Raw genomic sequence first — 23,076 nt, 5'->3', positions numbered from 1 at the left:
ATTGAACGCTGCCGTTGAAACGAATCTCCACGACGCACTCGCGTGGCCGTTCTTCGAAGATCGCCATCGCGCGCTCGGCGCGGGAATCGAAGCATGGGCGCGTGAGCATCTCGTGCACGTGCCGCACGACGACGTCGATGCGACCTGCCGCGCGCTCGTGCGCAAGCTGGGCGAAGCCGGCTGGCTACGCTACGGCGTGGGCGGCACCGCTTATGGCGGCCATGGCGACACGATCGACACGCGCGCCGTCTGCCTGCTGCGCGAAACGCTCGCGAAACACTCGGGTCTCGCCGACTTCGCGCTCGCCATGCAGGGCCTCGGTTCCGGCGCGATCTCGCTGGCTGGCAACGAAGCGCAAAAGTCGCGCTATCTGCCACGCGTCGCGCGCGGCGAGGCGATCGCCGCGTTTGCGCTCTCCGAGCCCGAAGCAGGCTCCGACGTCGCCGCGATGGCGCTCGCCGCACGCGCCGAGGGCGACGACTACGTGCTCGACGGCGAAAAAACATGGATCTCGAACGGCGGCATCGCCGACTTCTACGTGGTATTCGCCCGCAGCGGCGAGGCGCCGGGCTCGCGCGGCATCAGCGCGTTCGTGGTCGATGCCGACACACCGGGGCTCGAAATCGCCGAACGCATCGACGTGATCGCGCCGCATCCGCTCGCGCGCCTGCGCTTTACCGGCGCGCGCGTGAAGCGCAGCCAGATGCTCGGCGCGCCGGGGGAAGGCTTCAAGATCGCCATGCGCACACTCGATATTTTCCGCACCTCGGTCGCCGCGGCTTCGCTCGGCTTCGCACGCCGCGCGATGGCCGAAGGGCTCGCGCGCGCCGCTTCGCGCAAGATGTTCGGCCAGACGCTCGGCGATTTTCAGCTGACCCAGGCAAAACTCGCGCAGATGGCGCTCACCATCGACAGCAGCGCCCTGCTCGTCTATCGCGCGGCGTGGCTGCGCGACCAGGGCGAAAGCGTGACGCGCGAAGCCGCCATGGCGAAGTGGCATGCAAGCGAAGGCGCGCAGCAGGTGATCGATGCGGCCGTGCAGCTTTGGGGCGGCATGGGCGTGCAAAGCGGCAACATCGTCGAGTCGCTCTACCGCGAGATTCGCTCGCTGCGCATTTACGAAGGCGCGACCGAGGTGCAGCAGCTCATTGTCGGGCGTGACTTGCTCAAGGCATACAACGCCGCGTAAGCGCCTGCTGCGCGACGCTTCACTACGGAACCGGACGAAACATGAAACGAGCCCTTCTTCCCGCAGGCTGGGTCAAGCCACGCGGTTATGCCAACGGCGTCGCCGCTGCCGGCACGCAGGTCTATATCGCCGGCCAGATCGGCTGGGACGAGAACGCGCGCTTCACGAGCCGCGAATTCGGCGCCCAGGCCGTGCAGGCGCTACGCAATATCGTTGCCGTTCTCGAAACCGCGGGCGGCAAGCCCGAGCACCTCGTGCGCATGACCTGGTACGTCACCGACAAGAAGGAGTACCTGGCATCGCTGAAGGAAATTGGCGCTGCGTTTCGCGAGCTGATCGGCGACTACGACATCGCCATGAGCGCGGTGCAGGTGGTGGCCCTCATGGAAGACGACGCCAAAGTGGAAATCGAAGCGACGGCCGTGATTCCCGACGACGCGCGTCTCTCGCGCCAGTAGACCGGCGCCCGCGCAACAGCACGATCAGCTCATACAGACAGCCGGAGACGCCATGCAACCCACCGCCCATGTCGATACGTTCGCACGCGATCATCTGCCGCCCGAGTCGCAGTGGCCCGACATGCTGCTCGACAATCCCGATGTTGCCTACCCTGCGCGCATGAATTGCGCGGTCGAGTTGCTTGACCGCGCGATCGAGGCGGGACACGGCGAACGCCCGGCCATCTGGTCGGATATCGATGGCAAGCCACAAGCCACCACGTACGCCGAACTGCTCGCGCTCGTCAATCGCAGCGCCCGCGTGCTGGTGGAAGACATGGGACTGAAGCCGGGCAACCGCGTCCTGTTACGCGGGCCGAACACATTGCAAATGGCGGTGGCGTTTCTCGCGTCGCTCAAGGCGGGGCTCGTGGTGATTCCCACCATGCCGCTCTTGCGTGCAAAGGAACTCAAGCAGATCGCAGACAAGGCGCAGGTTTGCGCGGCGCTGTGCGACGTGCGGCTCACTGAAGAGCTCGCGCGCTGCATGGACTCCGCCGACGAGTTCTTTTGCGAAAGCATCAAGCAGGTCTGCTACTTTCACGACACCGCGCCGGGCACGCTGGAAGCGCTCGCGGCAGACAAGCCCGCCGACTTCACGGCCTGCGACACGGCCAGCGACGACGTCTGCCTGATTGCCTTCACGAGCGGTACGACGGGCATGCCCAAGGGCTGCATGCACTTTCACCGCGACGTGATCGCCATGTGCGACCTGTTCCCGCGCCACATTCTGAAGCCCACGGCCGAGGACGTGTTCTGCGGCACGCCGCCGCTCGCGTTCACATTCGGGCTGGGCGGGCTGCTGTGTTTTCCGCTGCGCGTCGGCGCGTCGACGGTGCTGATCGAAAAGCTCACGCCGGCGCTGCTGCTCGACACGATCCAGCGTTTTCACGCGACGATCGTCTTCACCGCGCCCACGTTCTACCGGCAGATGGCGGCGCTCGTCACGCAGTACGACCTGGCCAGCCTGCGCAAGACGGTGTCCGCCGGAGAAGCGCTGCCGCAGGCCACGCGCGATCTATGGCGCGACGCGACGGGCATCGAGATGATCGACGGCATTGGCGGCACGGAACTGATTCATATTTTCGTGTCGTCCGCCGGCGCCGATGTGCGCCCCGGCTCGATCGGCCGCGCGGTGCCGGGCTACGTCGTGCAGGCGCTGGACAATGACCTGCAGCCGGTGGCGCCCGGCGTGACGGGCAATCTGGCCGTGCGCGGCCCGACCGGCTGCCGCTATCTCGCCGACGAACGCCAGGCCGTGTTCGTGCGCGGCGGCTGGAATCTGCCCGGCGACGCCGTATCCATCGACGCCGACGGCTATGTGTTCTACCAGGCCCGCTCCGACGACATGATCGTTTCGTCGGGCTACAACATCGCGGGTCCCGAAGTCGAGACGGTGCTCATGCAGCACCCCGCCGTGGCCGAGTGCGGCGTAACGGGCGTGCCCGACGAAGTGCGTGGCCAGGTGGTGAAGGCGTTCGTCGTCTTGCGCCCGGGCTTCAGCGCCGGCGACGCCCTGGTCGCCGAGTTGCAGAACTTCGTGAAGAACGCGGTGGCGGCGTACAAATATCCGCGCCTGATCGCCTTTATCGACGCATTGCCGCGCACCGAGACCGGCAAGCTCAAGCGCTCGGCGCTGCGGTCGATGTGAAGCGGCCCCTAGCGGAAAAATACAACGCAAACTGTTGAATCTTCAACGAACACGCATTGACCCCTGAAACGCCGATATGCGCACGATATTGCGCATATCGGCGTTTTATCCACCATCTTGCGCAAAATTGCGCGCATTTTCCGCCACGAATCCCGATTGATTGGATGCGCAGAATTCTGCGCAAGCTGCTGGATAACGACCTATAATGCGCACTATGATGCGCAAAAATCCCGCGAACCTCTCGATTTCCAACGCCGAGCGCCTGGCAGAAGGCCTGCGCGCGACGCGCCGCGAGCGCAAGCTGACCCAACAGGCCTTGGCGGAGCAGGCCGGCGTCGCCCGTCGCACCGTCACGAACGCCGAACACGCAGGCAACGTCGGCGTACGCGAACTCTGCCGGCTCGTGAACGCGCTCGGCTATGAAGTCGTGCTTCGCCCCATGGATACCGTCATCCTCGAGGACCTGAACGACATATTCAGGGACGACGAATGACTGCCGGCGCCTCATTCGACCTCGAGCGGCTCCTGCGCGAAATCCGCAACCTGGAAGTCCATACGCCGCAGGGACCGAGCGGTCTGCTGGCGCGCGAGAGCCGCTTCGTCTTCAATTACGGCGACGCGCCCGACATGGCCGCCGTATCACTCACCATGCCCGTGCGGCGCCAGAGTTACGCGAGCGGCGACCTGATGGGCATCTTCGCGATGAACCGGCCCGAGGGCTACCTGCGTTTCGTCATCGAGGAACGGCTCGCGCGTTACGGTGCGCCGAGCGACATGTTTCTGCTCTTTCTCGCCGGCACCAATCAAATCGGGCGGCTCACCTATTCCGTGCCGGGAGAGCGGGTGCCGCAGAGCGACGGCGAACGTCTGGACGAATTGCTTTCCTCGCCGTCGGGCCGGCTGTTCGAGCGCCTGATCGACCGCTATGCACTCGGCTCGGGCATCTCCGGCGTGCAGCCGAAGGCGGTCGTCCCGCTCGCCGCAGAAAACGCCCCGCGCCCCGCCGAACACACGGCGCTGCCCCTGCGCACGGTGATCGTGAAGGCCGAAGGCGACGACTTCCCCGGGCTCGCGCGCAACGAATACTTCTGCATGTCGGTGGCGAAAGAGGCCGCGCTCGAAGTCCCCGACTTCTGGCTTTCCGAAGACGGCAAACTCTTCGTCATGTCACGCTTCGACCGCGAGGCGGACGGCACGCCCATCGGATTCGAAGACATGAGCGTGCTCACCGGCAAGGCGAAATACGAGGGCAGCTACGAGATGATCGCCAAGGCCGTGGACATCTATACACGATCGGACCCGGCGCAGAAACGCCGCCTGTTCGAGCGCATCGCCCTCTCGTGCCTGTTGCGCGACGGCGACGCCCACATGAAGAACCTGGGAATCCTTTATATCGATCCGACCGGACCGCGCCGGCTCGCTCCGGTGTTCGACGTGGTCTGCACGGACATCTATCCGGATCTCGATGGGCGTATGGCGCTCAGCCTCAACCGGAGCAAGACGTTCCCGCTGCCGGCGGAACTCCATGCCTTCGCCCGGCGCCTCGGCCTGCGGCAGTCCGAAGGCGAGGAAATCATGAGCCGCCTGCACGGCGCCTATCTCACGGTCGCCGAGCGTTTTGCGCAGGACCGGCGATTCCACGAGGGCGACCTGCTCGCCAGGATCCGGCGGGCCGTCGAACGTCCGGGCGTCAAACCCGTCTCGCGCCCGAAGCTGGTGCGTTAGGCGCGCGAGCACGGGCAACGCCGCCCGGCCAACTGCATCAGCTTGCGGCCGCCCCCTGCAACGCGAATGCCATGCGTTTGCCCGCCGCGTCGTAACGGCATATGACTTTGGCGCCCTCTTTCACGCCGCCCTTGAGCATTTCCTTCGCCAGCTCGTTCTCCACCGCCTGCTGCATCTTGCGCTTCAACTCGCGCGCGCCGAATTCCGGCCGATATCCCTCCGCCGCGAGGTAATCGATCACGCTGTCGTCGAACGTCAGGTCGATGTCCTGGCTGTGTGCCATCCGCCGGACCTGTTCGAGCTGCAGCCGCACGATCGAGCGCAGCTCGTCGCTCGTGAGCGGCTGGAACATGATGATCTCGTCGATGCGATTCAGGAACTCGGGCCGGAAATGCTGGCGCAACTCGCCCATCACCGCGCCTTGCATCGACCCTTCTGCGCTCGACAAAAACCCCGGCCCCGAGCGCTTTTGCCCGGAGACCAGGTCGGAGCCGAGATTGCTCGTCGCGATCACGACCGTATTGCTGAAGTCGACCACGCGCCCCTTGCCGTCGGTAAGCCGGCCGTCGTCGAACACCTGCAGCAGCACGTTGTAGACGTCGGCGTGTGCTTTCTCGATTTCGTCGAGCAGGATCACGCAATAGGGTCGGCGGCGCACCTTCTCGGTCAACTGGCCGCCTTCGTCATAGCCGACGTAACCCGGCGGCGAGCCGATCAGCCGCGACACCGCGTGGCGCTCCATGTACTCGCTCATGTCGATGCGCACGATGGCGTCTTCGTCGCCGAACACCACTTCGGCCAGCGCCTTCGCAAGCTCCGTCTTGCCCACGCCGGTCGGCCCGAGGAACAGGAAGACTGCCGTGGGCCGCCGGCCGCGCCGCAGCCCGGCGCGCGAACGGCGCACCGCGTCGCTGACCGCGACGATGGCCTGTTCCTGCCCGATCACACGCTCATGCAGCCGCGCTTCCATTTCGAGCAGCCGCGTGCGCTCCTCGGCGGTCAATTGCGTGACCGGCACGCCCGTGAGCTTCGAGACGATCTCCGCGACGTCTTCGCTCGTCACGTCCGAGGTCACGGTGCCGAGCTGACCTTTCCAGTCGTTGGTGGCCTGCGTGAGCGCCTTTTCCTTGTCGGCGATCGGCTCGTCCAGCGTATGGGCGCGCTCGAAATTTTTGCGCGTCGCCGCGTAGTCCTGCTCGCGCCGCAATTGCGCCAGCTCCGCCTCGAGTTCGAGGATCGCCGCAGGTCGCGAGGTGGCCGAAAGATGCACGCGTGCCGCCGCCTGGTCGACGAGATCGATCGCCTTGTCGGGCAGGAAGCGCCCCATCACGTAGCGGTCCGAGAGCTCGGCCGCCGAAACCAGCGCGTCGTCGCGAATGGTGACGTGGTGATGCACCTCGAGCTTGTCGCGCAAGCCGCGCAGGATGTTGATCGTCTGATCGACGCTGGGCTCGGAGACGAACACGGGCTGAAAGCGCCGCTCGAGCGCCGCGTCCTTCTCGATGTACTTCTGGTACTCGGAGAGCGTCGTGGCGCCGATCAGGTTCAGTTCGCCGCGCGCCATCGCGGGCTTGAAGACATTGGCGATGTCGAGCCCGCCCTCGCCGCCGCCCTGGCCCGCGCCGACGATCATGTGCACTTCGTCGATGAAGAGCACGAGGCTTTCGCGCTGCGCCGAGATTTCCTCCATCACGCCTTTCACGCGCTCTTCGAATTCGCCGCGATACTTCGCGCCCGCGATCAGCCCGTTGACGTTCAGCTCGACGAGGCGCCGCCCGCGCAGCGATTCGGGCACGTCGCCGTTGAGCATGCGTTGCGCGAGGCCTTCGGCGATCGCGGTCTTCCCCACCCCCGGTTCGCCGATCAGCACCGGATTGTTCTTGCGCCGGCGCGCGAGCACTTCCACCACGGTCTCGATCTCGCTCGAACGGCCGATCACGGGGTCGAGCTTGCCCTCGCTCGCGAGCGCGGTGAGATCGCGGCTGTATTGGTCGAGCTGCGGCGTCGCGCTCGGCCCCTTCGCGGCGGGTCGCTCGCGTTTGTCGCCCTGGGCCTCCACGAGCCGCTGCAACACCTTCTGGGGCGTGACGCCGTAGCGGCCCAGCAGATGGCCCGCAAAACTTTCCGGCACCTGCGTGAGCCCGAAGAGCAGATGCTCGGGCGCGACGTAGCTGTGACCCAGTTCGCGCGAGACGAGAAACGCACGGTCGAGCGCGCCCTTCAGGCGCGGGGAGACGCCGATACGGCCGTCCTCCCGCGCGGGCGCGCCTTCGCGCTTTTGCGCGTTGGCGTCGATGAACGCGCGCACATCGTCGGGCTGAATGCCGAGGCGCTTGAGGATCGCCGCGCCCGCGTCGTTGCCCGCGAGTTCGTAAAGCAGATGCTCGGTGTCGACTTCGCGCCGCCCGAACTGCACCGCCCGCTCCGCCGCGCGCTGGAGCAATTCACGCGCCACGTCGCTGAAATAGCGTTCGACGATGGCGCCGTCGCCCGCTTCCATGGCCTGTGGCGTAGGTTCAGCCGCCGGGCCGCCCGCATCGTCCGTGCCGTCACCCTGCTGCGAGGCGCGAAACAGCGCCTCCAGCGGGCTCAAGGTCCGTTGATGCCGCGTGAGTTGCGCGTAGTGATAGTCGCAGACATCGAGAAAGCGCCGCCTGCCGTCCTGCAACACGGCGACCCGCACCGTCGCGGGGCGCACGCCGCAGATATCGCAGTTGAACTGAGCCATTTCGTCTCCTTGGAAGCGATGCGCGGTGCGCGCGGTGCGCTGCCCGCGACCAGGAACGGCACGAGGCATGCCCACGCGAGCGCCGCATAAATGCTCTAACGAATGCCGAAGCGAAGTTCAGACGTCATCGTAACGTCGAATCGAACTGCGCGTCGGCAAGAGGAGACGTTTGCTAATCGATGGTGTTGGGTGCGCGGCGTCAAACGTCCTGATGGGCGGCCGAACTGGACGCCCCGTGGGCTTGCGCCGCCGGGTCGCGTATCCAGGCGCTCAGCAAGGTGGACGAAACGGCGAGGATCACCGGCCCGATGAAGAGCCCGACGATGCCGAAGGCGAACAGGCCGCCGAGCACGCCGGAGAGAATGAGCAGCATCGGCAGATTGACGCCGCGCCGGATCAGCACCGGACGCACGAGGTTGTCGAGCATGGCGACCATCACCGACCACACCGCGAGCAGGATCGCCGTGACATGCGCGTCGTGCACGAACAGCCAGATCACGCCGCCGAGTAGCGGCAACGTCGGGCCGATCTGCGCGAGACACAGCATGAGCATCACGGCCGTGAGCACGCCCGCGCCCGGCACACCCGCCACCCACAGACCGATGCCGCCCAGCGCCGACTGCAGGACCGCCGTCACGACGATGCCGAGCGCCACTGCGCGGACAGAAGCGCCCGCGAGCTTGACGGCCTGCTCGCCATAAGCGGGAGCCACGCGAATGGCGAAGCGCGTGACATAGTCGGCGGCCTGCTCGCCGTTGCTGTACAGAATGCCCGTGATGATGACGGTGATGAACATGTGCATGACGAACACGCCCACCGAAGCGGCGTGGCCGATCAACCAGTGCGCCGCGATCGAAACGTACGGTTCGAGCTGCGCGAGCAGACCGCCGGGGCCGGCGTCCGAAAACTCCTGCCACTTGGCGGCAATGCGCGAGCCAACCACGGGAATGTCGCTGACCCACTGCGGCGGCGCGGTCAACGCATAGTCGGGCAATTTGCGGATCAGCTCCATGATCTCGCCGCCGTGCACCGCGAGCGTCGAGATGGCTTCATAGAGCGGCAGCACGATCACGACCAGAAGGATCAGCAGCATGACGAGCGTGGCGAGCCAGCGGCGGTTGCCGCAGCGCCTCTCGATGGCTTTCATGGCGGGCCAGGTCGCGACGACGATGGTCGTGGCCCAGATCAGCCCCGGGAGGAACGGGCGCATGACATAGAGGCTGCCGATCGTCAGCGCGCAGAGTATGGCAACAACGAACAGGATGCGGGCCAGGTCCGGCAGGGCTTGCGGCTTCACGTACTTCTCCTCGATGCAGGGCGCGCCTCATGGCGCCGACGCGCTAGTCTATATCGGATAGGCTACGAATCCGTTTCAAAAGTCCCGCACGGCAGCACGGAACGCACTCTGGAATAATGCCCCTTTCCCCCGACCTTGCCACGAAGAAGAGCCAGCCATGACCGCAACCGATACGAAACTGCCCTGCGTGCTCCTCACCAACGACGACGGCATCGATGCGCCCGGCCTCGCCGTACTCGAAGCCGTGGCCGCCGACCTCGCGCACGAAGTCTGGGTCGTCGCTCCCGAGCACGACCAGAGCGGCACCTCGCACTCGATCAGCCTGCATACGCCGCTGCGCGTGAGCCGGCGCGGCGCGCGGCGCTTCGGGGTGCTCGGCACGCCCGGCGATTGCGTGGTGATGGCGGTGCGCCAGCTGATGGGCGACGTGCGCCCTTCGCTCGTGCTCTCGGGCATCAACCGCGGCGGCAACCTCGGCGTGGAGACGATGTTCTCGGGCACGGTGGGCGCAGCCATGACGGGCCTGTTGCTCGGCCTGCCGTCCATCGCCTTGAGCCAGACCTTCCGCGACCGCGAGCGGGTGCGCTGGGACACCGCCCGCGCGCTCGCGCCGGACGTGATTCGCCGCCTCGCCGCCGTCGCGCATGACGCGCCGGTCTGCCTGAACGTGAATTTTCCCGATATCGACGCCAGCGCCGCAGGCCCGCTCACGGTCACGCGCCAGGGCGTCGGGCTCGTGCAGGGCATCGACGTCGTGCCGCAGATCGACCCGCGTGGCATGGACTACCACTGGCTGCGCTTCAATCGCGGCCCGCGCGAAAACGGGCCCGACAGCGAAACGGCCGTGGTGAACTCCGGCCGCGTTTCGGTCACGCCGCTGCATTTCGAACGCACCGACGAAAAAACGTTTGTCACGTTGCAAGCGGCACTCGGCGCTGCCGCCTGAACGTGGTCCAATGATCAATCGCGCGCGGCGGCCGTCATCGCCCGCGCGATCGCATCGCGAATGTCATCAGGAATGCCAATCGACTTGTGAGTGTCGAGCGAGGTGGTCACGATGGTCTGGCGTGCCGCCATGCGCAGCACGCCGTCCACGCCCGTGCAGGCCCACGCGAGCGTGAGCGACGCGCCGCCCAGGCGCTCGACGTCGAGCGAGAGCCAGACCTCGTCGCCCATCTTGCTGACCGCCTTGAAATCCACTTCGAGCCGCACGGTCGGCATGCCCACGCGGCGAGCGCCTATCACGCCGTGATAGCCCTCCTGCGGCAACAACTCGTCGATCCACGATTCGACGAGATCGTTGAAGAGGACGAAATACTGCGGATAGAACACGATCCCGGCGGGATCGCACTCCGAGAAGTGAATCTTGTGTTTGCGGCGGTACGTGGGCATCGCCATGCGTGTGTCTCCTTTCATGCCAACTCGTCACTGCGCGCGGCAGCGTCAAATGACGAGCCGCGACACCTTCACGCCTTCCAGCGACACCCCGGCCATGAGGCCCGCGTTGGTCAGCACGAACGCTTCCACGGGGCTCGTCGCGGTCGAGGTATCGACATTGCCGTTCGCGCCCACCGTGACGAGCGCAACCGTGGCGTCTGCGCCTGCCGACCACCCCTGGCTGCTCGTGAAATCGTTGAGCGCGACCGGGTTCATGAACGCAAAGATGATGGCTTTGGACTGCGCGCCGATCTGCAGGCCGAACGAGCCCGCAATGGTGCTGTAGTAGCCCGTCGTGCGGCCATCCACGCGCAGCGCGCCGGTCCCGTACTGACCGCCGATCCAGAAACCTGCCGAAAGCACCTGCGGAAAGACGAGCACGCCGCTCGCCTTCGAGACCAGCTCCTGCGACCCGCTCACCGTGCTGAAGAGGCGCGAGAGCGTGGCGTCGACGCCTGCGTCGATCGAATTGCGCTTCGCCGTGTTTTGCGAGGCGCTGTTCTGCGTGCCGAGCGGCGTGGTCGTGCAGCCGGCAAGCGCGAGGCCGCTGGCGGCGAGAGCGGCGCTGGAGCTGAGAAGAAATTGACGTCGGCGCATTGCGTGGTTTTCCTGTGCAAATGGGGCTTCGGGTGCCCGCGCCGGCCCGATCGTGGACATCCGGGCCGTGCGCAAAGCGCTACAGGATAGCGCGCATGGCCGTCGCCGGGGCAAACCCGCAATCCGGCGCGTGGGCACCGGCCGCCCGCGGCGGCCATGACCGCTCATCCTTGGGGGTATAGGACCATGCAGCGGGCATCGAGTTCGCGCGAAGAGGTAAGGAAATCCCCAGCCGCGGGCGTTTCGATGCCACGCAACGGCGTCGACGGACGCGACATCTCACCGCGCTTATTGCCATCCTCAGGGCCGCGGGCGCGCGTGCGCAAACGCGAAAGGCCGTGTTAGACTCCGCCGCGCAATCATTCTCATTCTCATGAATTCACGCAAGCATTCACTGCTGACCGCATGGCTTGGCCTCGTCGCCATGTGGCTCATCGTGCTTGCGCCGCTCGTGAGCCAGCTCGTCGCCGCGCAGCACGCGCATGAGCCGGACGCCACGCTCTGCTCGGCCGTGCAGCCGGTGCAGTCCGGTAGCGCGCCGCATCTTTCGCACGACGACGCATTCGGCGCTTGCGGCTACTGCCATCTGCTCGAGCATCATGTGGCGATGGCTTCGGTCGCCACGCCCGCTCCGCTTGCCGCCCTCGTGCTCGCCCGCGAGACGATCGCGCCGCCCGTCACCCACGACCTCCCCTTAGGCGCCTTCCCTTCGGGCAGGCCGCGCGCCCCACCCGTCCTTTCCTGAGTTACGCCTTTACCGGCCGGTCGACCGCGATCTGATCGCGTGCCCAACGAGCACGCACGACACGCGCGACTGCTCGATTCCCGTTTCCAGGAAAGCATTTCATGTCCACGCTCACCACGCGTGGCGCTGGCGTTCGCTCGCGCGAACGCGCAACGCCGCGCGCGCTGCGGCATGCCGGGCGCCTCGCGCTCGCCATGCTGCCGCGCGTCTTGCCGCTGCCTCTCGTTGCACCCATCGTCTTTCATGCAGCCCATGCTGCCGAGGCGCAAGCCGCCGATGCCGCCTCGGCCACCACGCTGCCCACCGTCACGGTCAGCGCCTCCGGTGGCAGCGCCGCGGCGCCCGCCGTCGACCCCAACCTGCCCGCGACGGTGGAAACCGTCACGCCCGCGCAGTTCGCGAACTGGAACGTCGTCAACACGGAGGACGTGCTCAAGTACCTGCCCAATCTCGCCGTACGCAAGCGCTACGTGGGCGATCTGAACTCGATCATCGCCGTGCGCGGCACGAGCAATACGCAAAGCGCGCGCGGTCTCGTCTATGCCGACGGCCTGCTGCTCTCGAACCTGCTCGGCAACAGTTACAGTTTTCCGCCACGCTGGTCGATGGTGTTCCCCGACCAGATCCAGCAAGTGGATGTGATCTACGGGCCGTATTCCGCGCTCTATCCCGGCAACTCGCTCGGCGCCACTGTGCTCATCACCACGCGCATGCCGAAGGCGTTCGAAGCGACCGCGGACGTAAAGGCGTTCACCCAGCATTTCAGCCTCTTCGGCGTAAACCAGAACTTCAACGGCAGCGAGATGAGCGCTTCGATCGGCGACCGCATCGGCAAGTTCTCGTATCTGCTTGGCGTGAACCACCTGGAGAACACGAGCCAGCCCCTGCAGTTCGCCACGCTTGCGCAGTCGACGAAGCCCGCGCAACCGGGCGACGTGCCCGTGCGTGGCGCGTACTTCTACAACAACCAGACCAACACGCCCACGGTCGTGCTCGGCGTGAACGGCGAAGGCATGCAGCACACGGTGCAGGACCAGTTCAAGCTGCGCATGCAGTACGACTTCACGCCCACCGTGCAAGGCGGCGTGACGCTCGGCTACTGGCATCAGACCTATAACAACGCCACCTCGACCTTCCTTTACGATGCGAACGGCAACCCCGTGTACAGCGGCAAGGTATCGATCAATGGCTACGAGTACACCATTCCCGCCGCCGCGTTCGCGCCGAGCCGGGGCTGGAGCGAAAACTGGCTCTACGGTGCCACACTGCGCACGCATCAGGCCACCGGCTGGAATGCGGAAGCCGTTGCTTCGTACTACGACGTAAGCAACAGCGTGGGGCGCACGGCGAATGCCGGCGGACCCGGCAACGGCCCCGGCGTCATGACGCTCGGCGACGGCACCGGCTGGAAGACGCTCGACCTCAAGACGACGTGGACGCCGGCCACACCCGACGCCGGACTCGCCGCCCACTGGCTCACCTTCGGCTATCACTACGACGATTACGCGCTCGACAACCGCACGTACAACACGCTCGCGTGGCGCGACGGCGGTGCGAACAGTTTCGCCAACGCCTTCGCGGGCAAGACCGAAATGCAGGCGCTCTATGCACAGGACGCCTGGCGCTTCCTGCCACGCTGGAAGCTCGTGTACGGCGTGCGCTACGAGAACTGGCGCGCCTTCGACGGCTATCAGGCGCTCGGCAGTGTGAACGTGCCTTATGCGAACGCGGGCGACCATCACTTGTCGCCGAAAGCTTCGCTCTCGTTCGACGTGACCGACGACCTCACGCTGCGTGCATCGATTGCGCGCGCCTACCGCTTCCCGACTGTGAGCGAGTTGTTCCAGGGGCAGGTGAACGGCTCGTCCATCGTCAACAACAATCCGAACCTGCGCCCCGAGGACGATCTCTCGAAGGAACTGAGCGCCGAATGGGCGCACTGGAACGGCCTGTTCCGCCTGACGCTCTTTCAGGACGACGTAAAGAACACGATCTTTAGCCAGACCGATACGACGGTCATTCCGAACGTCACGAACTTCCAGAACATCGGCAAGGTGCGCTCGCGCGGCGTGGAAACGAGCTATCAGGGAGAAGACGTCATCGTGCGCGGGCTCGATCTCGCGGCGAGCGTGGCCTATACGCAGTCGAAGATCCTGGAGAACGCGCAGAATCCGGCGAGCGTCGGCAAGTACTTCTATCGCATTCCGCTGTGGCGCGCGAATCTCGTCGCGACCTACCGGTTCGACGCGCGCTCCGCGCTCACGCTCGCCGCGCGCTACTCGGGGCGCCAGTACAACACGCTCACGAATACGGACACGAACCCGAACGTATTCGGCGGCACGAGCACCTACACGGTCGCCGACGTGAAGTACACCTTCCGGCCGACGAAGAAGAGCGAGATAGGCGTGGGCATCGACAACCTGTTCGACGCGCGCTACTTCGTCTATCACCCGTATCCCGGCCGTACCTACTACCTCGAAGCGAAGCTCGGCATTTGAGCGGCTCGTTTTCGTTTGAATCATCCATGCATTCGAGCCGTGCCGGCTCGACAGGGAGTCCCCGATGTCCACGATATCCGACCCGGTCAGCGCACCGCCTGCCCACGCGGCGCAGTCCGGCTACCGCACGCTGTGGCGCTGGCATTTTTACGCCGGCCTCTTCGTCATGCCCTTGCTGCTCGTGCTCGCCATTACGGGCACGATCTACTGTTTCCAGCCGCAGATCGAACCGCTGCTTTACCCGCATCGGCTGGTGGTCGCGCCGCCGGCGACACCGCGCCTGCCCGTGGATACGCTGCTGGCCCGCGCGCGAGCCGCGCTGCCGCCCGACGCGCGGGCGCTGCGCGCGCACGTCGAGTCGAATCCCGCACGCAGCGCCGAATTCGTTTTCGCGCTGCCCGGCGGGACCAAAGAGAGCGTCTACGTGAATCCCTATGATGGCGCGGTGCTCGGCACGCTCGACGTCGATCGCCGCTTCATGCAGGTCGACCGCATGCTGCATCGCAAGCTCTTGCTCGGCAAGCCCGGCGAGCTGCTGATGGAACTGGCCGCCTGCTGGACGCTGGTGATGATCGCCACCGGCATTGCGCTCTGGTGGCCGCGCCCGGGTGCGTCGTGGCGCGCCGCGCTGCTGCCTCGCTTCGCCGCGCGCGGGCGGCCGTTCTGGAAGAGCGTGCACGCGAGCGTCGGCATCTGGCTCGCCGTGGGCGCGCTCGCGTTCGTGTTGAGCGGCTTGCCGTGGACCGGCTCGTGGGGCAAGCAGTTCAAGGCGCTCGCCACGCGCGCGAGCCTCGGCGCGCCGCGCGGCGCGTGGGGCGGCGGTCTCGCGCTGAAGTCGGCCTTGCCGGGTGCGCCGGCAGCAGCTAGCGGCGCAGCGGCGAATCCTCCCGCAAGCCACGCCGATCGACAAGAACACAGCGGAGAGCACGCGGGGCACGATATGGCGTCGATGCCAGGCATGGTGACGGACGACATGCCGCTGCCGCTCGTGCCCTGGGCCGTCGGCGCGGTTCCCGTGCCGCACTCGCCCGACGCGTTCGGCGCATCGCGACACTGGACGCTCGCCCAGGTCGTCGCCCAGATGCGCGATCTCGGCTTGCGCGACGGTTACGACATCGTGCTGCCCGCCACGCCCGATGGCGTCTACACGGTCTCGTACTTTCCGCCCGATCCGAAAGCGGAACGCACCGTGTATATCGACCAATACAGCGGCACCGTGCTCAAGGACATTCGCTATGACGATTACGGCGCAGTTTCGCAGGCCATTTCATATGGCACGTCGCTGCACATGGGCCGCTACTTTGGCCTCGCCAACCAGTTGATCTGCGCGGCGATTTCGCTGGGCCTCGGCGCGCTCGCGGTGACGGGCTTCGTGATGTGGTGGCTACGCCGCCCCGCCCGCGCGAAGGGCGCATCGATGTTGGCGGCGCCCTCACGCGAGCGCGCCGCGCCCCCGCTGCGCGCCTGGAAGACCGGTCTCGTGCTGCTCGGCATCGTGTTTCCGCTGATGGGCGCGACGCTCGTGGCGGTCTGGCTGTTCGACCGCGCAGCCTTCCGACGCGCCTAGAAGCTGCCGTCGTGCCGGCGTCGGCGGCCGCGGCGGCCCTGCGGTAATCTGCGGACACAAATACGTCTGAACCTGGCTGCGCCAAATGGTTTCAAACGTAGATATGCGGAGATTATCGTGTTGCGGCGAATTTCAGCGCTCGGCGCGGCCGCGGTGCTTGCGGGCTGCGCGGTCGCGCCCTATCCCGGGTACCCCGGGTACTACGGCTATGACTACGGCTACCCGTACGACTCGGGCTATCCGTACGCCTACGGTTACGACTACTACCCCGGCTATTTCGGCGGCGGCTATGGCGGCATCGCAATTTGGGGCGGTGGCGGCGGATGCTGCTATCACCACGGCTGGCACGGCGGTGGCCATGGCGGCGGCTGGCACGGTGGCGGTGGACATGGCGGCGGCTGGCATGGAGGCGGTGGCGGCACGTGGCAAGGCGGCGGCGGTGGCAGGGGGGCCGGCGGCGGCCACGGCCACTAACCCGTCACAGCGCGACCACAGCGGGACCACTCTGTTGAAGCGGTCCGTATACCGTGCGTGTCAGCGCGGCGCCGCGCTTATACGCGCCCGTTCACCGGAATCAGCGCTCCCGTAATCGCCTGCGCGTCCTCGCTCAGCAAGAACGCGATCACCGTAGCGATCTCGCGCGGCTGCACCCAGCGCGTGAAATCGGCGTCCGGCATGTCGGCGCGGTTCTGCGGCGTGTCGATGATGCTCGGCAAGATCGCGTTCACCGTCACACCCTTGTCCTTCAGCTCTTCCGCGAGCGCTTCCGTCAAGCGCGCCACGGCCGCCTTCGACGCCGAATACGCGCCCATGCCGAGCCCCGCCTTGAGTCCCGCGCCCGCGCCGATGTTGACCACACGCCCCGCGCCGCTCTTCACGAGATGAGGCAGCGCGGCCTTCGAGGCATTGAGCGCCGTCTTCACGTTCAAATCGAACATCAAATCCCACGTGCGCGTGTCGCCGTCGCCGATAGTTTCCCACCGGAACGCGCCCGCCACGTTGACGAGCGCGTCGAGCCCGCCGAGTCTCTCCTGCAATGCGCCGAAGGCAGTCTGGGCCGCCTTCGCGTCGACGAGATCGACGCCGCCCATGCGCAGCGCGTTCGCGAGCGCGGCGGGCAGCGCCGCCGCTTCGGGGGCCGCGCCGCGGCCGATCAGCGCCACGCGGGCGCCGCGTTCGGCCAGCAATTGCGCCGTCGCCAGACCCAGGCTGCCGAAGCCGCCCGTCACCGCGACCACTTTGCCGTTCAAACCATTTTCCATGCTCTTATTCCTTTGCTAACCTGAATTCGATGCGGCCCGCGATCGATGCGGGCGCCGCTGGCGCCACGTTACGCGAGCCGCGGCCTTCCATCAACCGGCGCGCGGGCGTCCGCGTGAAACCTCCGCGCGTACCGTGGCGAGCGCGTGCTGCTTGCGCAGGTTCTCCGTGGTGTCGCCGCCGCCGTCCGCGCGCCAGCCCGGCGGCAGGAAAACATAGCGCACGGCGGTCCAGATGTCCTTCGCCATCACGACGTCGCGTTCGAGCGTCTCCCAGTGTTCCAGTTCGACGACGAACGGATTGCGCGAGCGCACGGGCGTCACGAGCCCGTAGCGGCAAGGCTCTTCGGCACGTTCCGGCACGTAGGTACCGAACAGGCGGTCGAAAATGATCAGGACTCCGCCATAGTTGGCATCGAGATAGTCGACGTTCGAAGCGTGGTGCACGCGGTGGTTGGACGGCGTGTTGAACACGTACTCGAGCCAGCCGAGTTTCGGAATCCACGTGTTGTGCAGCCAGAACTGATAGAGCAGATTGAGCGAGAGGATGGCGAGCACGACTTCGGGCCGCACGCCGAGCCACACGAGCGGACCGAAGAACATGGCCGGGCCGGTCAGCTTGCCGGTCCAGCCCAGCCGGTAGGCAGACGAAAGCGTCAACTGGTTCGGCGAATGGTGCACGGCATGCGTGGCCCAGAAGAAGCGAATGCGGTGCGAAGCGCGGTGATACCAGTAATAGCAGAACTCCTGACCGATGAAGACCAGCAGCACGAGCGCAACCGTGTCGATATTCAGTGTGAAGAGCCGATGCTCCCACGCGAAATCCAGGATCGGCGCGGCGAGAGAAAGCGGCAGGAACGCGAGGAGCTTGCGGCCCGCGAGGTCGGCGAGCGAAAGCCCAACCTCAGACCAATCGAATGCGGCCTCTCCCGCCGCTTCGCGGCGCTTCCTGAACGTGAGCACGCACGCCTCGATCAGCGAGACGGCAACGACGAACAGCGTGACATAGAACGCGAGTTTTCCTGTAGTGAGCATGATGGATCGTGTGCATTGAGCGCGTCTTGCGCGGTGAAGAAAGACGCGTGTTGCACGCAGGAGTCGCGGCGTTGCGTCGGATGAAGGGCACTGTAGTGGCGCCCAACGGGAAAAACCACGCGCAAAGTATGTCGGGATATGTCACGCGCCACACGCGCGAAACACCGTCGATACGCCCGCCGCGCCGCGTGCGCGGGGAGTTCGCGCCAGCGGCCTCGCGCCGTGTAACACCGTGACATGGTTTACGACGCGACTTGCGCCGGGCCCAGCCCTATAGTTCGTTCCGCTGACACGCCGCAGCGTGCCTCCCGAAACGAACCGCAAGGACCTCTGATGAAAACGCTCCCCCTCGTCGTCGCCGCGCTCATCGGCTTCGCCAGCGCCCCCGCTTTCGCCGGCTGGTCCGGCCACGGCACGGCATACACGCCGCACGGCACGTACAACGGCGCGCACTACGGTTCCTGCAGCGGCGGCACCTGCTCGCATGCGGGCGGCGTGGCCGGTCCCTGGGGCGGCGTCGCCACCAACAGCGGCTCCGTCACCCGCACCGCGCCGGGCCAGTTCAGCAACAGCGGCACGGCCTACGGTCCGAACGGCCGCTCGGTCCAGCATTCGGGCGATACGAGTTGCGCGGGCGGCACCTGCTCGCACACCGGCTCGCTCAACGGCTCGGATGGCCGCAGCGCGAGCACCGCGGGCAGCGTGACGCGCACGGCGCCGGGCCAGTACTCGTCGACGGGCACGGTCACGACGGGCAACGGCAACACCTACGGGCACTCGGCGTCCACGAGCTGCGCGGGCAACACGTGCAATCGCTCGGGCACCGTCACCGGCACGCAGGGCGGCAGCGTCTACCACTCGGGCAGCGCCACGGGCGTCGGAACCGGCGTGGTGACCACGGGCGGCGGCACGACCGTTGTCCATGGCGGCACCGTGACCACCGGCACGGTAACGACCTCGGGCACGACGGTCGCCGTCGTCGGCGCCCCGGTCCCCGTGCCCGCGCCGGTCGTCGTCACGCCGCCGCCGCCCAGCACCACGGTGTATGTCGCCCCGCCGCCGCCCGCCCCCAAGACGGTCGTCGTCGCGCCCGCACCTGCACCGCAGACGGTTTATGTCGCGACTCCTGCACCGAAGACCGTCTATGTCGCGCCTCCCGCACCGAAGGTCGTCTACGTGGCGCCGCCGGCACCCAAGGTCGTCTATGTGGGCCAGCCGCTGCCGCGCGCCGTGTACATCGCCCCGCGCCCCGCCGTGTGGATTCCCGGCCACTGGGTCGGCCGCGTGTGGGTCCCTGCTCACTGGGCCTGAACCATCACCGGCGGCTGCGGATTCGCATGACCCGCAGCCGCCCGCCTCATTCGCTTGATCAACCGGCCGGCGAGCTACGTCGGCCACCTCACGGAGAACACCATGAAGAAGATGATCGCTGCCCTCGTTTTGTGTATCGTTTCAGCAGCGGTTTGCGTGCCGGCATCGGCTCAGGCCTTGCCAGGCGGCTCAGGCGACAGCGCGCGCGTCGAACGCATGATCGCGCAGCTGCAAGGGCGTTTCGCCGCCGCGAACACGACGCACGACGGCAAGCTCACGCGCGAGCAGGCGCAGGCGGGTATGCCGAAGGTCGCGCAGCACTTCGACGAAATCGACACGCAAAAAGCCGGCTTCGTCACCCTCGCGCAGATCGAGGACTTCATGCGAGCGCGCGCAGCAGCCCGATGAACGCCGGAGGCGTCACATGGAGCAGGCAAACAGGATCATCGTGCTCGACGACGAAGCCGAACTGCGCAACATGCTGCAGCGCTTTCTCACGAGCCAGGGTTTCGAGGTACGCGCCGTCGCCGACGGCAAGCGCCTCGACCGCCTGCTCCAGCGTGAGCCCTACGACCTGCTGGTGCTCGATCTCATGATGGAGCCCGAAGACGGCCTCACCGTATGCCGACGCCTGCGCGCCGAAGGCCAGACGCTGCCGATCCTCATGCTCACCGCGAAAGGCGATGCCGCCGACAAGGTGATCGGCCTCGAAACCGGCGCCGACGACTATCTCGCCAAGCCGTTTCTCCCCGACGAACTGGTCGCGCGCATTCGCGCCCTGTTGCGTCGCCAGAAGATGGCCTCGGGCGAGCCCACGGTCACCTCGCAAATGCTGCGCTTCGGCGACTTTCAGTTCGACGTTGGCAAACAAACGCTCTACCGCGACGGCACGCCCATCGAAGTCCACTCGGCGCAGATGCTGCTGCTTCACGCGCTCGGCTCGTCGCCGAATCGCGCTGTGAGCCGCGAGAACCTGCTCGCCCGCGCGCGCGGACGCGACCACAGCGCGCTCGACCGCAGCGTGGACGTGCAGATCCTGCGCCTGCGCCAGATCGTCGAGGACGATCCCGCCAAGCCGCGCTTCATCAAGACCGTCTGGGGCATCGGCTACATGCTGGTGGCCGGCGTCGAATCGTAATGCGCTTGCGGCTGCCGCGCTCGCTGCTCTCGCGCAACATCGCGCTGCTGGTGGCGCTCGTCGCGCTCTCGCAGATCTGCTCGCTCGTCGTCCTGCTGCACTTCGTGCAGCGCCCACGCATCGAACGCGCCTCGATCATCTTCGCCGATTACGTCAAGCTGCTCGACACCACGCTCGCGTCCATGCCACCCGACGAAGGGCGCGCGGCGGCCGCGCGGTTCGATGCGCGCCGTGCGGCGCCGCCACAAGCGTCGAGCGAGGCGCAGCCGAGTCTCGTCGACTTTTTCCGCACCTGGCAGCGCGACGTGTTCGTCGAAGCGCTGCAAAGCCATCTGCCGCCCGAGTTGCTGGTGCGCTGGGACGCGAGTCACGACGAGACCGCACCCGCCGAGGCTGGCGAAGCCGCGCAGGAGCGCCTGTGGATCCGCCTTCACGCAGCGGGCGAACCGGTCTGGATCGCCCTGCCGGTGACCGCCGACGCGCGAGCGAGCGGCATCACTACGGCGTTGATCCTCTCCGCCGCGCTCGCGCTGCTCGCCGCGCTCACCGGCTACCTGTTGCAGCGCCACATCAACCGCCCGCTGCGCAAACTCGCGCGCGCGGCGCGGCGCGTGAGCGCAGGCGAAACGCCGCCGCCACTGCCGACCAACGGCCCGACCGAAATCGCCCAGGTGAGCCGCGCCTTCAACCAGATGACCGAAGCGCTGAAGCAGGCTGAGGCCACGCGTGCGCTGATGCTGGCCGGCGTCTCGCACGACATCCGCACGCCACTCACGAAACTGCGCCTTGCGATTGCGATGGCGCTGCCGCGCGGCAGCAACGACGCGCTCGTGGCCTCGTCCGAGAGCTATCTGGACCAGATCGACACGATCCTCCAGCAGTTCATGGACTACGCAGGCAGCGGCGAGCGCGAAGCGCCGCAACCAGGCGACCTCAACGCGCTCGCGGGCCAACTCGTTGCCGACTTCGCGGGGCTCGGGCATGAATTCGATTTCGACGAGGGTGAATTGCCGGTTTTCGCGTTCCGGCCCATCGCGGTTATGCGTCTGCTGATGAATCTCATGCAGAACGCCGTGAACTATGGCCGCACAGGTCTGACGATTCGCACGTGGCGCGACGACGACACCGCCTGCGTGATCGTTGCCGACCGTGGCAACGGCATCCGCGCCGAGGAACTGGAGCGCCTCAAATCGCCCTTCAGCCGCGGCGCGAACGCCCGTACGCATTCGGGCGGATCGGGCCTCGGGCTTGCCATCGTCGAGCGGATCGCGCGGCTGCACGGCGGCTCGCTCACCTTCCGCGACCGCGAAGGCGGCGGCCTCGAAGCCGTCGTGCGCCTGCCGCTGAACCGTCCCTCGTCGAGTCGGAACGGCGCGCCGCCGGCCCCGCGCCCATGACATGACTCGACATAATTTGCGCGTGGATTTCGTGCGCCCTTCCCCCCATACTTGCGCCTGAGCCTGAGCAACGGAGCAGAACAAACCGAAGCCCAGACGCCGAAGCACCCTGGTCGATAGTTCGCCATCCTGAATAAATTGCGAGTATCGGCAGAAACGAGACACTCTTTCAGGTAAAAGGACATCGACATGCAAACGATCATCAACTTCCTCGTCAACAAGGCCAAGCGCATCGCGGGCACCACGTTCCTCGCCGGCGCGCTGTTCGCGAGCGGCTGCGCGTCGGCCGCGCCGGTCGTGCAGACGAACGGCCCGCTCCCGCAACTGCACGCCGACGTCGTCTACGTCTATACGTTCGACGCCGCCGCCGACCAGGTGAAGCTCGACAGCACCGGCATGCTGCACAAGCTCAAGACGATGACGAGCGGCGAGTCGTCGGCGCAGCAGCAACAGCAGGCCGCGCTGCAAACGCGCGAGCATCTCGCCGATCAGCTCGTGAGCGAACTTCAGAAAATGGGCCTGCCCGCCGTGCGCATGGACGGTCCCGCACCCGCTGGCCACAACGCGTTGATCGTGGAAGGCCGCATCGACACGATGGACGCGGGCAGCAGCCGCCGCCGCATGCTGATTGGTCTCGGCGCGGGCAAGAGCGAAGTGGGCGCGACGATCGCGGTGCTGTTCCAGCCCGCCAACGGCGGCGAACCGCAACCGCTCCTGAGCTTCCAGACGAAGGCGGATAGCGGCCATATGCCTGGCATGGCCGAGACGGCGGGCGTGGGCGCGGCGGCTGGCCATGTGGCGACGGCCGCGGTGGTGGGCGGCGGTCTGCACGGCGCCTCGGAGGCGAAGCGCGACACGCTCTCGTCGGATGCCGGCAAGCTGGCCCGCTCGATTGCGAAGGAAATCACGCAGATCAGCACGCAGAACGGCTGGATGGCAACGACGACGAAGAGCTGATACGGAGGAAGCGCGCTGCGCAGCGCAAGGGTACGTGCCCTTTACGGC

General features: G+C 66.6%; 21 protein-coding genes. 15 read left to right on the top strand and 6 right to left on the bottom strand.

From position 1 onward, the window contains the following. Position 1: 1 nt before the first annotated feature. The 5 genes from AB4Y36_RS23300 to AB4Y36_RS23280 all read left to right on the top strand — a co-directional run bounded on the left by AB4Y36_RS23300 (position 2) and on the right by AB4Y36_RS23280 (position 5,062). Positions 2 to 1,189 (top strand): acyl-CoA dehydrogenase family protein, encoded by a 1,188-nt coding sequence (locus AB4Y36_RS23300; protein ID WP_368684210.1) that lies wholly within the window; start codon positions 2 to 4, stop codon positions 1,187 to 1,189. 41 nt (positions 1,190 to 1,230) lie between these two features. Next, positions 1,231 to 1,647, top strand: a complete 417-nt coding sequence (locus AB4Y36_RS23295; protein ID WP_368684209.1) for a RidA family protein — start codon at positions 1,231 to 1,233, stop codon at positions 1,645 to 1,647. A gap of 52 nt (positions 1,648 to 1,699) precedes the next feature. Next, positions 1,700 to 3,337: an AMP-binding protein gene (locus AB4Y36_RS23290; protein WP_368684208.1), complete on the top strand. Its 1,638-nt coding sequence runs from the start codon at positions 1,700 to 1,702 to the stop codon at positions 3,335 to 3,337. 205 nt (positions 3,338 to 3,542) lie between these two features. Then, the gene (locus tag AB4Y36_RS23285; protein WP_368684207.1) at positions 3,543 to 3,830 is read left to right on the top strand and encodes a helix-turn-helix domain-containing protein; all 288 of its coding nucleotides are present in this window, start codon (positions 3,543 to 3,545) and stop codon (positions 3,828 to 3,830) included. Further along, a complete protein-coding gene (locus tag AB4Y36_RS23280) occupies positions 3,827 to 5,062 on the top strand; it encodes a type II toxin-antitoxin system HipA family toxin (RefSeq protein ID WP_368684206.1) in 1,236 nt (411 codons plus the stop codon). Before AB4Y36_RS23285 ends, AB4Y36_RS23280 begins: the two co-directional genes overlap by 4 nt. A 37-nt stretch (positions 5,063 to 5,099) precedes the next feature. On the opposite strand, the gene AB4Y36_RS23275 is transcribed toward AB4Y36_RS23280, so the two are convergent. Both AB4Y36_RS23275 and ydiK read right to left on the bottom strand, forming a co-directional pair. Continuing rightward, the gene (locus tag AB4Y36_RS23275; RefSeq protein WP_368684205.1) at positions 5,100 to 7,790 is read right to left on the bottom strand and encodes an ATP-dependent Clp protease ATP-binding subunit; all 2,691 of its coding nucleotides are present in this window, start codon (positions 7,788 to 7,790) and stop codon (positions 5,100 to 5,102) included. A 199-nt stretch (positions 7,791 to 7,989) separates the two neighbouring features. Beyond that, positions 7,990 to 9,087: an AI-2E family transporter YdiK gene (gene ydiK / locus AB4Y36_RS23270; RefSeq protein WP_368606857.1), complete on the bottom strand. Its 1,098-nt coding sequence runs from the start codon at positions 9,085 to 9,087 to the stop codon at positions 7,990 to 7,992. Between the two features lie 157 nt (positions 9,088 to 9,244). Between ydiK and surE the strand changes: the two genes are divergently transcribed. Further along, positions 9,245 to 10,033 (top strand): 5'/3'-nucleotidase SurE, encoded by a 789-nt coding sequence (surE, locus tag AB4Y36_RS23265; RefSeq protein WP_069261937.1) that lies wholly within the window; start codon positions 9,245 to 9,247, stop codon positions 10,031 to 10,033. A 14-nt stretch (positions 10,034 to 10,047) separates the two neighbouring features. Here surE and AB4Y36_RS23260 read toward each other — a convergent pair whose 3' ends face one another. Together AB4Y36_RS23260 and AB4Y36_RS23255 are read right to left on the bottom strand one after the other, a co-directional pair. Then, entirely contained in the window at positions 10,048 to 10,485 is a 438-nt protein-coding gene (locus AB4Y36_RS23260; protein ID WP_368684204.1) for an acyl-CoA thioesterase, read from the bottom strand. A gap of 45 nt (positions 10,486 to 10,530) precedes the next feature. Next, on the bottom strand, positions 10,531 to 11,121 hold the full coding sequence (locus AB4Y36_RS23255; protein ID WP_069261939.1) for a YSC84-related protein: 591 nt from the start codon (positions 11,119 to 11,121) through the stop codon (positions 10,531 to 10,533). A 373-nt stretch (positions 11,122 to 11,494) separates the two neighbouring features. Here AB4Y36_RS23255 and AB4Y36_RS23250 point away from each other — a divergent pair, with 373 nt between their 5' ends. The 4 genes from AB4Y36_RS23250 (at position 11,495) to AB4Y36_RS23235 (ending at position 16,405) form a co-directional block, all read left to right on the top strand. After that, positions 11,495 to 11,866, top strand: coding sequence for a DUF2946 domain-containing protein (locus tag AB4Y36_RS23250; protein WP_368684203.1), 372 nt, complete (start codon positions 11,495 to 11,497; stop codon positions 11,864 to 11,866). A gap of 101 nt (positions 11,867 to 11,967) precedes the next feature. Next, positions 11,968 to 14,364, top strand: a complete 2,397-nt coding sequence (locus AB4Y36_RS23245; RefSeq protein ID WP_368684202.1) for a TonB-dependent receptor — start codon at positions 11,968 to 11,970, stop codon at positions 14,362 to 14,364. Between the two features lie 64 nt (positions 14,365 to 14,428). Further along, entirely contained in the window at positions 14,429 to 15,931 is a 1,503-nt protein-coding gene (locus AB4Y36_RS23240) for a PepSY-associated TM helix domain-containing protein (protein WP_368684201.1), read from the top strand. A gap of 117 nt (positions 15,932 to 16,048) precedes the next feature. Next, positions 16,049 to 16,405, top strand: coding sequence for a hypothetical protein (locus AB4Y36_RS23235; protein WP_368606860.1), 357 nt, complete (start codon positions 16,049 to 16,051; stop codon positions 16,403 to 16,405). Positions 16,406 to 16,482: 77 nt separating this feature from the next. Here AB4Y36_RS23235 and AB4Y36_RS23230 read toward each other — a convergent pair whose 3' ends face one another. Both AB4Y36_RS23230 and AB4Y36_RS23225 read right to left on the bottom strand, forming a co-directional pair. Next, the gene (locus tag AB4Y36_RS23230; RefSeq protein ID WP_368684200.1) at positions 16,483 to 17,193 is read right to left on the bottom strand and encodes an SDR family NAD(P)-dependent oxidoreductase; all 711 of its coding nucleotides are present in this window, start codon (positions 17,191 to 17,193) and stop codon (positions 16,483 to 16,485) included. Positions 17,194 to 17,283: 90 nt separating this feature from the next. Beyond that, positions 17,284 to 18,225 (bottom strand): sterol desaturase family protein, encoded by a 942-nt coding sequence (locus AB4Y36_RS23225; RefSeq protein ID WP_368684199.1) that lies wholly within the window; start codon positions 18,223 to 18,225, stop codon positions 17,284 to 17,286. 333 nt (positions 18,226 to 18,558) lie between these two features. Between AB4Y36_RS23225 and AB4Y36_RS23220 the strand changes: the two genes are divergently transcribed. The 5 genes from AB4Y36_RS23220 (at position 18,559) to AB4Y36_RS23200 (ending at position 23,028) form a co-directional block, all read left to right on the top strand. Then, on the top strand, positions 18,559 to 19,536 hold the full coding sequence (locus tag AB4Y36_RS23220; protein ID WP_368684198.1) for a hypothetical protein: 978 nt from the start codon (positions 18,559 to 18,561) through the stop codon (positions 19,534 to 19,536). 102 nt (positions 19,537 to 19,638) lie between these two features. Next, entirely contained in the window at positions 19,639 to 19,944 is a 306-nt protein-coding gene (locus AB4Y36_RS23215; protein ID WP_368684197.1) for an EF-hand domain-containing protein, read from the top strand. 16 nt (positions 19,945 to 19,960) lie between these two features. Next, positions 19,961 to 20,674, top strand: a complete 714-nt coding sequence (locus AB4Y36_RS23210; protein ID WP_342946085.1) for a response regulator — start codon at positions 19,961 to 19,963, stop codon at positions 20,672 to 20,674. Further along, positions 20,674 to 22,071 carry an ATP-binding protein gene (locus AB4Y36_RS23205; protein ID WP_368684196.1) on the top strand — a complete coding sequence of 466 codons (1,398 nt, stop codon included), beginning with the start codon at positions 20,674 to 20,676 and terminating at the stop codon, positions 22,069 to 22,071. The genes AB4Y36_RS23210 and AB4Y36_RS23205 overlap by 1 nt, the downstream gene beginning before the upstream one ends. A gap of 189 nt (positions 22,072 to 22,260) precedes the next feature. Continuing rightward, complete coding sequence (locus AB4Y36_RS23200; RefSeq protein ID WP_368684195.1) at positions 22,261 to 23,028, top strand: DUF4410 domain-containing protein; 768 nt, start codon at positions 22,261 to 22,263, stop codon at positions 23,026 to 23,028. The last annotated feature ends 48 nt before the right edge of the window (positions 23,029 to 23,076 follow it).

Source organism: Paraburkholderia sp. BR10936 (assembly GCF_040965735.1).
Lineage (GTDB): Bacteria > Pseudomonadota > Gammaproteobacteria > Burkholderiales > Burkholderiaceae > Paraburkholderia > Paraburkholderia nodosa_A.
The sequence above is the reverse complement of the archived record's forward strand: the minus strand, read 5'-3'. Positions and strand labels throughout refer to the sequence as shown.